General features: G+C 46.5%; 11 protein-coding genes. 6 read left to right on the plus strand and 5 right to left on the minus strand.

Annotation, left to right across the window (positions count from 1 at the left end; translation table 11 throughout):
* Positions 1–3: 3 nt before the first annotated feature.
* Together gyrB and QMY49_RS14740 are read left to right on the plus strand one after the other, a co-directional pair.
* A complete protein-coding gene (gene gyrB / locus QMY49_RS14735; protein WP_017818155.1) occupies positions 4–2421 on the plus strand; it encodes a DNA topoisomerase (ATP-hydrolyzing) subunit B in 2418 nt (805 codons plus the stop codon).
* A gap of 643 nt (positions 2422–3064) precedes the next feature.
* The gene (locus tag QMY49_RS14740; protein ID WP_005426066.1) at positions 3065–3502 is read left to right on the plus strand and encodes an Hsp20 family protein; all 438 of its coding nucleotides are present in this window, start codon (positions 3065–3067) and stop codon (positions 3500–3502) included.
* Between the two features lie 140 nt (positions 3503–3642).
* On the opposite strand, the gene QMY49_RS14745 is transcribed toward QMY49_RS14740, so the two are convergent.
* The 4 genes from QMY49_RS14745 to glyQ all read right to left on the minus strand — a co-directional run bounded on the left by QMY49_RS14745 (position 3643) and on the right by glyQ (position 10425).
* Positions 3643–4896, minus strand: a complete 1254-nt coding sequence (locus QMY49_RS14745) for a valine--pyruvate transaminase (RefSeq protein ID WP_228175604.1) — start codon at positions 4894–4896, stop codon at positions 3643–3645.
* A gap of 229 nt (positions 4897–5125) precedes the next feature.
* Entirely contained in the window at positions 5126–7210 is a 2085-nt protein-coding gene (locus QMY49_RS14750) for an alpha-amylase (protein ID WP_283312175.1), read from the minus strand.
* Positions 7211–7427: 217 nt separating this feature from the next.
* The gene (gene glyS, locus QMY49_RS14755; RefSeq protein ID WP_009699104.1) at positions 7428–9494 is read right to left on the minus strand and encodes a glycine--tRNA ligase subunit beta; all 2067 of its coding nucleotides are present in this window, start codon (positions 9492–9494) and stop codon (positions 7428–7430) included.
* 13 nt (positions 9495–9507) lie between these two features.
* Complete coding sequence (glyQ, locus tag QMY49_RS14760; RefSeq protein WP_005451074.1) at positions 9508–10425, minus strand: glycine--tRNA ligase subunit alpha; 918 nt, start codon at positions 10423–10425, stop codon at positions 9508–9510.
* Positions 10426–10908: 483 nt separating this feature from the next.
* Between glyQ and QMY49_RS14765 the strand changes: the two genes are divergently transcribed.
* Positions 10909–11463, plus strand: a complete 555-nt coding sequence (locus tag QMY49_RS14765) for a TMEM165/GDT1 family protein (protein ID WP_017818157.1) — start codon at positions 10909–10911, stop codon at positions 11461–11463.
* Between the two features lie 160 nt (positions 11464–11623).
* Positions 11624–11884: a hypothetical protein gene (locus QMY49_RS14770; protein ID WP_005451077.1), complete on the plus strand. Its 261-nt coding sequence runs from the start codon at positions 11624–11626 to the stop codon at positions 11882–11884.
* 44 nt (positions 11885–11928) lie between these two features.
* Here QMY49_RS14770 and tusA read toward each other — a convergent pair whose 3' ends face one another.
* Complete coding sequence (tusA, locus tag QMY49_RS14775; RefSeq protein ID WP_005426051.1) at positions 11929–12177, minus strand: sulfurtransferase TusA; 249 nt, start codon at positions 12175–12177, stop codon at positions 11929–11931.
* Between the two features lie 132 nt (positions 12178–12309).
* On the opposite strand from tusA, the gene QMY49_RS14780 reads away from it, so the two are divergent.
* Positions 12310–12492, plus strand: coding sequence for a hypothetical protein (locus QMY49_RS14780; protein WP_005426049.1), 183 nt, complete (start codon positions 12310–12312; stop codon positions 12490–12492).
* A gap of 167 nt (positions 12493–12659) precedes the next feature.
* Positions 12660–13601: a LysR family transcriptional regulator gene (locus QMY49_RS14785; protein ID WP_009699107.1), complete on the plus strand. Its 942-nt coding sequence runs from the start codon at positions 12660–12662 to the stop codon at positions 13599–13601.
* Positions 13602–13606: the final 5 nt, after the last annotated feature.

Raw genomic sequence — 13606 nt, forward strand, 5'->3', positions numbered from 1 at the left:
CTCATGTCTGAAAATTACGATTCATCGAGTATTAAGGTACTGAAGGGTCTGGATGCGGTACGTAAGCGTCCAGGTATGTACATCGGCGACACGGACGACGGCACTGGTCTTCACCACATGGTCTTCGAGGTGGTGGATAACTCAATTGATGAAGCGTTGGCAGGTCACTGTAAAGACATCGTTGTGACAATTCATGAGGACAACTCGGTTTCAGTTACGGATGATGGTCGTGGCATTCCAACAGAAATGCACCCAGAAGAAAAAGTATCTGCTGCAGAAGTTATCATGACGGTACTTCACGCTGGTGGTAAGTTCGATGATAACTCATACAAAGTATCAGGCGGTCTACACGGCGTAGGTGTTTCAGTAGTAAACGCACTGTCTGAGAAAGTGGTTCTGACTATCCACCGCGGCGGTCATATCCATACGCAAACTTACCATCATGGTGAGCCTCAAGCGCCACTAGCAGTAATTGGTGATACTGACCAAACTGGTACACAAATCCGTTTCTGGCCAAGTGCAGAAACATTCTCGAACACAGAATTTCACTACGACATCCTAGCGAAGCGTCTACGTGAACTTTCTTTCCTGAACTCTGGTGTTTCAATCAAACTGGTTGATGAGCGCGAAGCAGACAAGAGCGACCACTTCATGTTTGAAGGTGGTATCCAAGCGTTCGTTGAGCACCTAAACACCAATAAAACACCAATTATCGAGAAAATCTTCCACTTCGACTTTGAGCGCGAAGATGGTATCTCGGTAGAAGTGGCGATGCAGTGGAATGACGGTTTCCAAGAGAACATCTACTGTTTCACTAACAACATCCCACAACGCGACGGTGGTACTCACCTTGCCGGTTTCCGTGCAGCGCTAACGCGTACACTGAACTCTTTCATGGACAAAGAAGGCTTCTCTAAGAAAGCGAAAACAGCAACTTCTGGTGATGACGCGCGTGAAGGTCTAACTGCGGTTGTTTCGGTTAAAGTGCCTGATCCTAAGTTCTCAAGCCAAACTAAAGACAAACTGGTTTCTTCTGAAGTGAAGTCAGCGGTTGAATCAGCAATGGGTGAGAAACTGTCTGAGTTCCTAATTGAGAACCCGGCAGAAGCGAAGATGGTTTGTTCGAAAATCATCGATGCAGCTCGTGCTCGTGAAGCGGCGCGTAAAGCTCGTGAAATGACTCGCCGTAAAGGCGCACTAGACCTAGCAGGTCTGCCAGGCAAACTTGCAGACTGTCAGGAAAAAGATCCAGCACTCTCTGAACTATACATAGTGGAGGGTGATTCGGCAGGCGGCTCCGCAAAACAAGGCCGTAACCGTAAGAACCAAGCAATCCTACCGCTAAAAGGTAAGATTCTTAACGTAGAAAAAGCGCGTTTCGACAAGATGCTTTCTTCTCAAGAAGTAGCAACGCTGATCACTGCACTAGGCTGTGGTATCGGTCGTGACGAGTACAACCCGGATAAACTGCGTTACCACAACATCATCATCATGACCGATGCTGACGTCGATGGTTCGCACATCCGTACGCTACTGTTGACCTTCTTCTACCGTCAAATGCCAGAGCTTATCGAGCGTGGCTATGTGTACATTGCTCAGCCACCGCTTTACAAAGTGAAGAAAGGCAAACAAGAGCAGTACATCAAAGACGAAGATGCGATGAACCAATACCAAGTTGCTTTGGCACTTGATAACGCATCGCTACACGTAAACGCAGAAGCACCAGCATTGGCAGGCGAAGCGCTAGAGAAGCTAGTTCAGCAATACAACGCTGGTATCAAGCTAGCGGATCGCATGAGCCGCCGCTACCCAAGCGCGCTAGTTCATGAGCTAATCTACACGCCGCGTCTAACGGCAGAGCAATGTCATGATGCTGCAACAGTAGAAGCGTGGACAAAGCAGCTTGTTGAGCAGCTAAACGCGAAAGAAGTAGGCGCAAGCCAATACAGCTTCGAAGTTGAGCAACACGAAGAGCTAGGTCTAAACCTACCTAAGATCATCGTACGTACTCACGGTGTGACTCATGACTACGCACTAAGCATCGACCTACTGAACTCGAAAGAGTACGGCAAACTAGCGGATCTATCTGAAGCGCTAGACGGTCTGCTAGAAGAAGGCGCTTACATCAAACGTGGTGAGCGTACTCAGCCGGTATCAAGCTTTGCAGCGGCACTTGAGTGGCTAATCAAAGAGTCGCGTCGTGGTCTAAGTCTACAGCGCTACAAAGGTCTAGGTGAGATGAACCCAGATCAGCTTTGGGAAACCACAATGGACCCAGAGACACGTCGCATGATGCAAGTAACCATTGAAGATGCGGTAGGCGCAGACCAATTGTTCACAACGCTAATGGGTGACCAAGTTGAGCCGCGTCGTAACTTCATCGAAGAGAACGCGCTTAAAGTAGCAAACCTAGACGTTTAGACTATTTTTCCTTTGCTGGATATGCTGATTTCGTTGTCGAAGGTGCTCACATACACTTGTATGCTGCGCGCCTTCTCCTAGAACTAAGCATATCCCCCTGCGGAAAAACGAATCTAAATTTCTTTTGATAGAATTTTAAAAGCACTGCCTTCGGGTGGTGCTTTTTTATTGAGTGGAGAGAAACCAGACACAAGAATTGGCTGCACTCTATGGAGGCGGGGAGGCTTGGCTTTGAAACTCTACATTTATGGAAAGAGTGGATGTAAGTGGCGCTTTTCATTATTAGTATATTAGGACGTCATCTTCGAGAGGGAGGAACGATCGAGTCGGGGATCTAAAATATTTTCACCGTAGCCCTTGAAAGCCCATTTTTCGACCTTATATCTAGTTATGAAGAGGGATGGCTAACTTGCTCAACAAGAGAAGAACAGCGCCTCTGGAATCGCTAAACGAGATCGCTCAAGAGAGGATACTCAGTATTAGCACACAACTTGACCCTAGATTCGACATCATGTCCCCGCACCTAAAAAGTAGGTCAGAGGAATGAATCATCGGATCCCTTAGCTCGGCGTTTTCTTGCATAAATACGCCACGTGGATGACCTTCATCTGGGCTAAGACTATTGCTTAAAAGAGGATAGATTATGCGTAATGTAGATTTCTCACCACTATACCGTAATGCAATTGGCTTCGACCGTCTGTTTAACCTGATGGAAGCAAGCTCTGCGAAGAACACTTCTGGCGGTTACCCTCCATACAACATCGAGCAAAAAGACGAGCACAACTACCGTATTACTATGGCAGTCGCTGGTTTTGCTGAAGATCAGCTCGATTTGACTCAAAACGAAAACATGTTGATCGTGAAGGGCGAGCGTAAAGCCGAAGAAGGTAAAAACTACGTTTACCAAGGTATTGCGGAGCGCGATTTTGAACGTAAATTCCAACTTGCGGATTACGTAAAAGTCGTTGGTGCATCAATGGAAAACGGTCTACTTCATATCGATTTAGTTCGTGAAATTCCAGAAGCGATGCAACCGCGTAAGATTGCTATCGGTGGCAACAATCTGATTGAAAACAGCTAATCAGCTGATGACATTTCAGTTAACCACCCGGTTATAGAATGAGAAAGAGCGCCATATGGGCGCTCTTTTTAGTTTGGGGCTTTCAAAGCTGCTATTTCAAAGCCGTAATTTCAAAGAGAACAACGGCTGAGTTAACAAGTCTATTTACCTTCGCGGTAAGCCTTTTCCACTTCTTCTGCGATAATCGCAATGCCTTTTTGCATCATCTTATCATCTTGAACGTAGTTCATACGCAAGCATTGGTGTGCATGATCCCACTCGTCCTTCTGACCAATAAAGAAGTATTCACCCGGAACAATCAAAACCCCACGCGCTTTCAAGCGTTGGTACAGTTCCATTGTCGTAATTGGCAGTTCATCGAACCATAACCACAAGAATATAGCGCCTTCCGGTTTGTGAATACGAAAGCGCTCATCGGTAATCGCTTCTTGGAGCAGTTCAACCGCACGTTGCGACTTCTGCTTATAGAACGGCTTTATTACCTCTGAACTCAGTTTAAGCAGATCACCTTTACCAATGATGTGGTTTGCCAGCGCTGGACCAACACTGCCCGGAGCTAAGCTGATGATGCCGTTCATATTGGTTAACGCTTGCGTGATTTCTTCACTCGCAATCACAATGCCACAGCGCACGCCTGGTAAACCAAGTTTAGATAAGCTCATGCACAGGATGGTGTTTTCATTCCAGAACGGTTCGACATCTTCAAAAATGATATTTGGGAACGGCAGACCGTAGGCGTTATCAATGATCAGCGGAATGTTGTTCTCACGTGCTAGCTTGTCCAGCTTACGTACTTCTTCGTCTGTCAGTACGTTACCCGTTGGGTTGGTTGGGCGAGACGCGCAGATTGCCGCAACAGAGTCATCAACTTTTAGCTGCTCAAAATCGACGTGGTATTTAAACAGACCGTTATCTAACAGCTCGATCTCTGGGTGGTATGAGACAAAGATATCTTCATCAATGCCTGCATCACCATAACCGATGTACTCAGGCGCGATAGGCAGTAGCACCTTCTTGTGCGAACCGTCTGGCTGTTTACCTGCCAACAAGTTGAACAAGTAGAAGAAGCCACTTTGGCTACCGTTAGTTAGGCTGATGTTTTTCTCAGAAATATCCCAGCCATAAGTTTCACGGAATAACTGAGCCAACGCTTTAACGAACGCGTCTTTGCCTTGCGGACCATCATAGTTGGCGAGGGCGGCGACGAGCTCTCCACTGGCGAGCATTTCCTCACTGGCTTGGCGAAAGTAATCGAGCATGGCAGGAATGGCGGCTGGGTTACCTCCACCGAGCATGATGGCACCTGGTGTGCGCAGACCATCATTCAAATCGTCCATTAACTGCGTGATACCTGAATACTGATTAAATTTTTCACCAAACTTAGAGAACTGCATTTGTCGTTATACCTAATTCATTGTGATTGCTTTGTGTATGTTTGTGCCGATGTTTTATCGGCTTATCGAGTAATCCTTGACCTTACCTCAATGCGTAATTAACGCAAAGTGTGAATTAAGCCGAAAAAGAAAAAAGTGTGTCATCAGACCAGAGGTACGAGATAAAAAGGCAAAAAGAGCAATAAAAAAGGGAAGCTTATGCTTCCCTTGCTGGTGGAGAGAGTGTGATTTACTCACCGGTGTAAACAATCAGCACCTTGTCGTCTTGGTATTGGCGTTCGAATGCGTAGTAACCTTCTTGATTGCGAGTGATGTGCTTACCTTGAGCAACCGCTGGATGGCGTTTACGGAATTCCCCCAACTTTTGCCAATGTTGCAGTAGATCTTCACGCTCGCCATGAATCTTATCCCATGGCATATCTGAGCGTGTGCCTTGGTGAGCATCTGAACCAGTAATGCCAAAATCACGAGCTATCTCATCACCGTAATAGATCTGTACTGCGCCTGGAGCCAGCATCAGAGCATTTGCTGCACGTGCTTGGTCATCAAAGCTGCGGCTGCGTGCTGACCAAAACAGCTGTGTATCGTGTGAAGATAGGTAGCTCAATACGTTGAACTCAGGATCGGTATTGATGCGCTCTGCATAGCGGCGGTAATCATTATCAAGTTGAGCGAAACACTTCAGGGCTTTTGGCGCTACGTCAGATTGGAACTCGAAGTTGATGATGGAATCGAAGCCGTTATCGAAATACGGGCTCTTCACCACGCTGTGTGCCCACACTTCACCTGTCATCCAGAAAGGTAGGTCATCCAAGGCTTTGTCCGGGTTGTTTTGCTTCCATTGAGCAAGCGCTTGGGTGGTGCTGGCTTTAAGCTCTGCCCACGCTTCCATTTCAACGTGTTTAGCGGTGTCGACACGGAAGCCATCAATGCCATAGTCGCGCACCCAATCGGATAACCACGTAATCAGATGTTCACGTGGGGTTTGCAGCTCATCTTGCGCATTGGTGTCTTTATTACGGAAGAAGTTTGGTAATCCGGTGTTCTGAGTCGATTCGGTTTTGAGATCCGGTAGGTAGTTCAAAGACATGGTGATGTCGTTGTAGCCCGGAGCATCGTAGTCGCCAATATCGGTGCGGATCCAATCTTTGCCCCACCATTTATCCCACGCTTCGCTATCACCGTATTTGATGTAGTCGTTGAAGCTGTGCCAGCTTTGTCCTGATTTTGGCTGCCAGTCGGTCCATTTTTCACCAAGGACTTCTTTAGCTTCTTGGTCATCTAGGTAAAGCTGACCAAAGCCGAATTCCTGCATGTCTGCTAATGTTGCGTAGCCTGTGTGGTTCATGACTACATCCCAAATCACGCGGATGCCTTTCTTGTGGGCGGTATCAACGAAGGTTCTGAGTTCATCTTCGGTACCCATGTTGGCATCAAGCTTGGTCCAATCTTGGTGGTAGTAGCCGTGGTAGCCGTAGTGCTTAAAGTCGCCTTTATCGCCGCCGCCAACCCAGCCGTGGATTTGTTCCAGTGGCGAGGTTATCCAGATAGCATTCACACCAAGTGATTCGATGTAATCGAGTTTTTTCGTCAGACCCGCCAAGTCACCACCGTGGAAGGTGCCAATCTCATATTTTCCGTCTTTGCTGCGACCGTAGCTGTTGTCGTTGTCTGGGTTACCGTTGTAGAAGCGGTCGGTCATGACGAAGTACACCGTCGCGTTATCCCAGCTGAATGGTTTATCGGCTTGCTGTTCAACTTCTTCTAGCAGCAATAGACCTTGGCTCATAGGACCCGGCTGTATGGTGACGCTGCCATTGGCGACTGTGGCTTCTTGTCCGGTTAAGGCATCACGAACGACAGTGCCATCATTAAAGGTTTGAGTAACGTTGATGGTTTTTGGCGCGTCAGTTGCGACAGGGCAAGAGTAGGTGATGTCCTGACTCTGTTTTGGTTTGATTTTTACCGTCAGCTCATTGGTGGTTGGATTGAGCGTAAATTGATAGGTATTGGCTTTGAAGATGCGCAGCGGCATTTGTGCATCAGTGGCGCAGTTATCCATTTTTAATGGACGATTGAACTTGATGCGATCTTCTTCTGCTAGGGCAAAGCTACTGCCACAGCTTTGCTTGCTGTCAGCAATGGTAAAGCTATAACTGCCTTTTTCGAGTTTTTGCTCGGCGACAAGTAAGCCCTGTGAATTTTCCTCAAAAACAGCGGTGTCATCACCAACGCTTAATACGATGGCATTTTCTGGAATCTGGCTGCAGGCGCTCAGTAGACCGATAGAGAGTGCGAGAATTGTTTTTTTCATTGTGTCCTTCCCCCGAATAAACAGTCCAGTTATAGCAAAACTGTGCCTCTACAATCCGAGCTCTACACCAACAAGTTAAACGCGTCTCACCCTACAAATTTTAGTCTTGTTCACAAAATGAATAATAAGCATCACCTTCATCGGTTTGAAGGTAACAAAAAAGGGAAGCATCTGCTTCCCTTTTACTTATTTCTTAATCACTTCGAAGAGCAATGAATTACTTTTGAAGCAAAGAAATGTCTGCGATCTGTAGGAACAGGTTACGCAGGTTGTTCAGTAGTGTCAGACGGTTCTTCTTAAGTGCTTCGTCGTCTGCCATTACCATTACGTTATCAAAGAACGCATCAACTGGTTCACGTAGGTCAGCTAGCTTGCTTAGGGCTTCTTGGTAGTTACCAGTTGCAAACGCTGGCTCTAGCGCTTCTGTCATTACTTCAACGCTTTCTGCTAGTGCTTTCTCTGCGTCTTCTTGTAGAAGTGCTAGGTCGATGTCTGCTGCTAGTTCGCCGTCGAATTTCGCTAGGATGTTACCTACACGTTTGTTCGCTGCTGCTAGAGACTCAGCTGCTTCTAGTTCACGGAAGTGAGAAACCGCTTTAACTCGTTGGTCGAAGTCTGCTGGTTTCGTCGGACGACGAGCTAGAACCGCTTGAATGATGTCTACGCTGAAGCCTTCGTCTTGGTACCAAGCACGGAAACGACCAAGCATGAACTCGATAACGTCTTGTTCAACGTTGTCGTTAGTTAGGCGATCGCCAAATAGTGACTTCGCTTTCGCTACTAGGTCTACAAGATCTAGGTTGTAGCCGTATTCAACGATGATACGTAGTACACCTAGAGATGCGCGGCGCAGTGCGAATGGGTCGCTGCCTTTAGGCGCTTGACCAATACCGAAGATACCTACGATAGTGTCTAGCTTGTCTGCCATTGCAACTGCAGTTGAAACGCCGTTAGATGGCAGTTCATCACCTGCGAAACGAGGCATGTATTGCTCGTTCAGTGCTACTGCAACTTCTTCTGCTTCACCGTCGTGGCGAGCGTAGTGCATACCCATAACACCTTGAGTATCCGTGAATTCGAATACCATTGAGGTCATTAGGTCACATTTTGCTAGTAGACCAGCACGCTTTGATTTCTCAACGTCAGTACCGATTTGTTCAGCAATGTAGCCAGCAAGCTCTGTGATGCGGTCTGTTTTGTCTTTGATCGTACCCAGTTGCTTTTGGAAGATCGCTTGTTCTAGTTCTGGCAGACGGTCGATAAGCGGACGCTTACGGTCTGTGTTGAAGAAGAACTCTGCGTCAGCAAGACGAGGGCGAACTACTTTCTCGTTACCTTCGATTACGTAACGAGGCTCTTTTGATTCGATGTTCGATACGAAGATGAAGTTAGGTAGTAGCTTCTTGTTTTCGTCATAAACAGGGAAGTACTTCTGGTCACCTTTCATGGTGTAAACCAACGCTTCAGAAGGCACTTTTAGGAACTCTTCTTCGAACTTCGCTGTTAGTACTACTGGCCATTCAACCAGAGACGTTACTTCTTCTACTAGGTCATCTTCTAGGTCAGCGATACCGCCAACCGCTGCTGCTGCTTTTTGTGCGTCAGCTAGGATGATTGCTTTACGCGCTTCGTAATCTGCCATTACTTTACCGCGCTCTTCTAAGATCGCAGGGTATTGTTCAGCAGAATCGATAGTGAACTCTTGCTCACCCATGAAGCGGTGACCACGGATAGTGCGGTCTGAAGCGACACCAAGGATCTCGCCTTCGATTAGGTCGCTGCCCATTAGCATGGTTAGCGTCTTAACTGGACGGATAAATTGAGTCGTTTTGTTACCCCAGCGCATTGGTTTTGCGATAGGTAGGTTTGCTAGTGCTTTCGCTGCAAGTTCAACTACGATCTCAGACGTTGGCTGACCTTTCACTTCTTGTTTGAACAGTAGCCATTCACCTTTGTCGGTTACCATGCGCTCTGCTTGGTCAACCGTGATGCCACAACCGCGTGCCCAGCCTTGAGCCGCTTTTGTTGGGTTGCCTTCCGCGTCAAACGCTGCAGAAACCGCAGGACCACGTTTTTCAACAACTTTGTCAGACTGGCTGTCTGCTAGTGCTGCGACTTTAAGTGCAAGACGACGAGGTGCCGCGAACCATTTCACGCCTTCATGAGCAAGCTCAGCGCCTTTTAGTTCTGCTTCGAAGTTTGCTGCGAATGCTTCAGCTAGAGTGCGAAGTTGCGTTGGTGGTAGCTCTTCTGTACCTAGCTCGATTAGAAATTCTTTTGCCATGTTACTCTACCCCTTACGCTTGTTCTTTCTTACACATTGGGAAGCCAAGAGCTTCACGCGATGCGTAGTATGCTTCTGCAACTGCTTTCGTCAGGTTGCGGATGCGTAGGATGTAACGTTGGCGTTCAGTTACTGAGATCGCTTTACGTGCGTCTAGTAGGTTGAATGCGTGACCAGCTTTTAGGATACGCTCATAAGCAGGTAGCGGCAGTGGCTTTTCAAGCTCAAGCAGCTCTTTACACTCTTTCTCACACTGTTCGAAGAAACCAAATAGGAAGTCAACGTCTGCGTGCTCGAAGTTGTAAGTCGATTGCTCTACTTCGTTTTGGTGGAAGATGTCACCGTAAGTCACTTTGCTGCCGTCTGGTGCGATGTTCCAAACTAGGTCGTAAACAGAGTCTACTTCTTGGATGTACATTGCTAGACGTTCGATACCGTAAGTGATCTCACCAGTGACTGGCTTACACTCAAGACCGCCAACTTGTTGGAAGTAAGTAAACTGAGTCACTTCCATGCCGTTTAGCCAAACTTCCCAGCCTAGACCCCATGCGCCTAGTGTTGGGTTTTCCCAGTTGTCTTCTACGAAACGGATATCGTGAACAAGTGGGTCAATACCAAGAACTTCTAGAGAACCTAGGTACAACTCTTGGATATTGTCTGGTGATGGTTTTAGCGCTACTTGGAATTGGTAGTAGTGCTGTAGACGGTTAGGGTTTTCACCGTAACGACCATCGGTAGGACGACGTGAAGGTTGTACGTAAGCTGTAGACATTGGCTCTGGGCCAAGTGCTCGTAGACATGTCATTGGATGAGAGGTACCCGCACCCACTTCCATATCTAGCGGTTGAACAATGGTACAACCATTTTGAGCCCAATAATCCTGCAGCGCGAGGATCATTCCCTGGAAGGTTTTGATATCGTATTTTTGCATAAGTCAGGTTCGCGCGATTCTCTTATTACTTGTGAATTCGTCTCTTTTGCTGGGTTTTATAGCCTCAACAATAGCGATTCAAAGTAATTACGGTTGAATAAAATAACAATCAAGTATACCCAGATATTGAGCATGGGAGTAGAGCTAATCTTGATTAATTCGTGGGCAATTTTCTCCTTTAATGGATTTTTACCGCTTTATCTGCTGAATTTTTCCTAAAAGGGAGTTTTCACTGGCTTTCACTCTTGAGGTGATGAGCAAAGGTGGCTAGAATTGCGCCTGTCTTTGGGGAGTAGCTTACTCGATGAAATGCCTATTTCATCTGGTTCGTTCGTCAACATAATTGGTGCAAAATCACCATGGCGTTCGAGACTCATCAACCCGATGAGTTTAGCAAGACCTTAGACAAATCATCATGAACCGGGGTGGGGCGTGAGATTTGTCTTAGGTTAAAAATAATTATCCCGCCCCAATGAGCATGTCGTGAGCGTTTTAGCTATTTCAATTACTACTGTAGCGTTAGCAGAAATTGGCGATAAGACCCAATTGCTATCTCTATTACTTGCCAGTCGTTACCGCAAGCCAATCCCTATTATTGCCGCAATCTTTTTGGCAACCATTGCCAACCACGCTTTGGCTGCATGGTTAGGTGTGGTTGTGGCAGATTACCTTTCGCCTGAGGTTTTAAAATGGGTGCTGGTGGTTAGTTTTGTCGCCATGGCGGCTTGGGTGCTGATCCCAGATAAACTGGATGATGACGAACAGATCTCCAACCGTGGTCCATTCATTGCGAGTTTTATTGCTTTCTTCGTTGCGGAGATTGGCGACAAGACTCAGATTGCAACTTCTATCTTAGGTGCGCAATACGCAGATGCATTGAGTTGGGTGATTCTTGGTACCACGATCGGCATGTTGCTTGCCAATGTTCCCGTGGTTTTAATCGGCAAGCTATCGGCGGATAAGATACCTTTAGGATTGATTCGTAAGGTGACCGCTTTCCTATTTATTGCCCTTGCTATTGGTGCAGCATTTTTCTGATCATCTTAAAGATAAATCGTGTTAATTATCAATAACTAGTGAAGTGATGCATGAGTTCAAACTCTGGTTCAAAATCATTCAGGACCGTGACGGATGACATATTAGTGTCATACTTGTCATGGTACTTTAATGGTGTGAATGATAGCGAGAGGGCAAGGTTATGCTTACACGTTACATGGGGATGACCCCAAAGAGTCAGAGTTATTTATTCACCTTTGGTTTAGCGCTGTGCTTATTGGCAATGGTGTTGACCGATATGTGGTTGCCGATTGTTGCAGGGACCTTCATCCTTACTGGTCTAACAGTAGAGGCTTGGATTCGGGTCGCGCATATTATTCCGATGCATGAAGAGATGCGTGCAATGAGAAAGCAACTGAACAAGCTACAATCTGAAGTTCGCACACTAGAATACGATGAATAAACAAACGGCAGCCAATTTGGCTGCCGTTTTTGATCTTGCTGAGATTATTCCAAACCTTTCTTGATCAGGTACTGGTATGGAAGCTGTTCCGTTTGTGCCGCAATCAGCTGGTGATCCATAAATCGACAGAAACTCGGGATATCTCGAGTTGTGGATGGGTCGTCTGCTTTAACTAGCAATACCTCACCATCTTGCATGTTTCGAATTGTCTTCCTGACCATCATCACTGGCTCTGGGCAGCGTAATCCTTCCGCCTCTAATGTCTTGGTCGCCAGTTCAGGATTAAAGCTCATAGTGTGATTCTCGTAACTAACTGAGCGTTGAATTTTACTTTCGTTGAAAAAATATTCAATAACCACTTGGCAAACCGAATTTTTTGATTTACCTTAAATTAACAATTTGGTAACAACTGGCAAGGAGAGACGATGTTAACAGCGTTAGACAGACTAACCATCTATTCGGTTTTATGTTTTATCTCGTTCTGTGCATTGGTACTTAGGACGCCAGGTGAAACCTCATTGATGCCTCTTGTAGGCATGAGTGCAACGATTATTGGGATTTGGATTGAGATGCACAAATGGTCAGGTGCATCAGAGCAAGAAAATTAGCGCTTCTTGCTGTAATCGGAACCTATTGATATACCGCTCACCAAGTTTAACGACACTTCATTCCGACACTATCCCCATTTTTCTTGGGCTTCCCCGCTGAAAGGCGGGATTTTTTTTGCCTGAAGAGTACAATTTACCTAAATCCCCTACATGTTAAGTGGCAAATCGTGGAATTAGAAGACATCTATCGTCGAGACCTGAATTTATTGGTCGCATTACGTGTGCTGATTGAAGAGAGCAGTGTCAGTAAAGCAGCAACTCGCCTCAATTTAAGCCAATCGGCAATGAGTCGTGTGCTAGGGCGTTTACGTGATCTGCTTGGTGACCCACTGTTTACTCGTCAAGGTCAGCACTTGATCCCAACTCAAAAAGCGTTAGAAATTGATCGCTCTTTGGGTGAGCCTTTGGAGTCACTACGCCAATTGCTTTCTCCACGTGAGTTTGATCCACGCAGTTGTGATCAGACGTTTAATATCGCGACAACTGATTACGCGATGCAAACCATTCTGCCCTTCGCGTTGCCGCGTATCTATCAAGAAGCACCGAATGTGTCGTTTAACTTCTTGCCGCTGCAACATGACCGCTTATCTGATCAATTAACATATGAAGGCGCGGACTTAGCGATTTGTCGTCCAACAGGTCCAGTGGAGCCATTACGCAGTGAAGTGTTAGGGCGAGTTGGTGTGTTGTGTATGCTATCTAAGCAGCATCCGCTAGCTGAGAAAGAGATGAGTCTGGATGATTATCTCAGTCATCCGCATGCCATGATTGCCATTAGTGATGGGGTTAAAGCGCTGATTGAACAAGCGCTCGTGGAGAAGCCGCAACGTCAGATGGTATTACGCGCTTATCACTTGGAAGCGGCGCTGGCGATCGTTGATACTCTGCCAATTATTATTACCGTGCCTGCCGATTTAGCGTACTTGGTTGCTGATCGCTATGACTTAGTAGTGAAGCCATTACCATTCCAATTCACGCCGTTTGAATATTCGATGATTTGGCACGCACGTTGCGAACACTCTCCCGCTCAAGAATGGTTGCGTGCAGTAGTTCGTGAAGAATGTAGTCGTCTTATTGCTAAACGAATTGAAGATATGGGGTTGGACTGATTTCT

Origin of the sequence: Vibrio harveyi (assembly GCF_030060435.1) — a bacterium.
Lineage (GTDB): Bacteria > Pseudomonadota > Gammaproteobacteria > Enterobacterales > Vibrionaceae > Vibrio > Vibrio harveyi.

What these genes read in the sequence shown, in the direction of transcription:
- glyS (WP_009699104.1), bottom strand. Translation starts at nt 9,494, where the DNA reads ATGGCAAAAGAATTTCTAATCGAGCTAGGTACAGAAGAGCTACCACCA.
- gyrB (WP_017818155.1), top strand. Translation starts at nt 4, where the DNA reads ATGTCTGAAAATTACGATTCATCGAGTATTAAGGTACTGAAGGGTCTG.
- QMY49_RS14770 (WP_005451077.1), top strand. Translation starts at nt 11,624, where the DNA reads ATGCTTACACGTTACATGGGGATGACCCCAAAGAGTCAGAGTTATTTA.
- glyQ (WP_005451074.1), bottom strand. Translation starts at nt 10,425, where the DNA reads ATGCAAAAATACGATATCAAAACCTTCCAGGGAATGATCCTCGCGCTG.
- QMY49_RS14750 (WP_283312175.1), bottom strand. Translation starts at nt 7,210, where the DNA reads ATGAAAAAAACAATTCTCGCACTCTCTATCGGTCTACTGAGCGCCTGC.
- QMY49_RS14780 (WP_005426049.1), top strand. Translation starts at nt 12,310, where the DNA reads ATGTTAACAGCGTTAGACAGACTAACCATCTATTCGGTTTTATGTTTT.
- QMY49_RS14745 (WP_228175604.1), bottom strand. Translation starts at nt 4,896, where the DNA reads ATGCAGTTCTCTAAGTTTGGTGAAAAATTTAATCAGTATTCAGGTATC.
- tusA (WP_005426051.1), bottom strand. Translation starts at nt 12,177, where the DNA reads ATGAGCTTTAATCCTGAACTGGCGACCAAGACATTAGAGGCGGAAGGA.
- QMY49_RS14740 (WP_005426066.1), top strand. Translation starts at nt 3,065, where the DNA reads ATGCGTAATGTAGATTTCTCACCACTATACCGTAATGCAATTGGCTTC.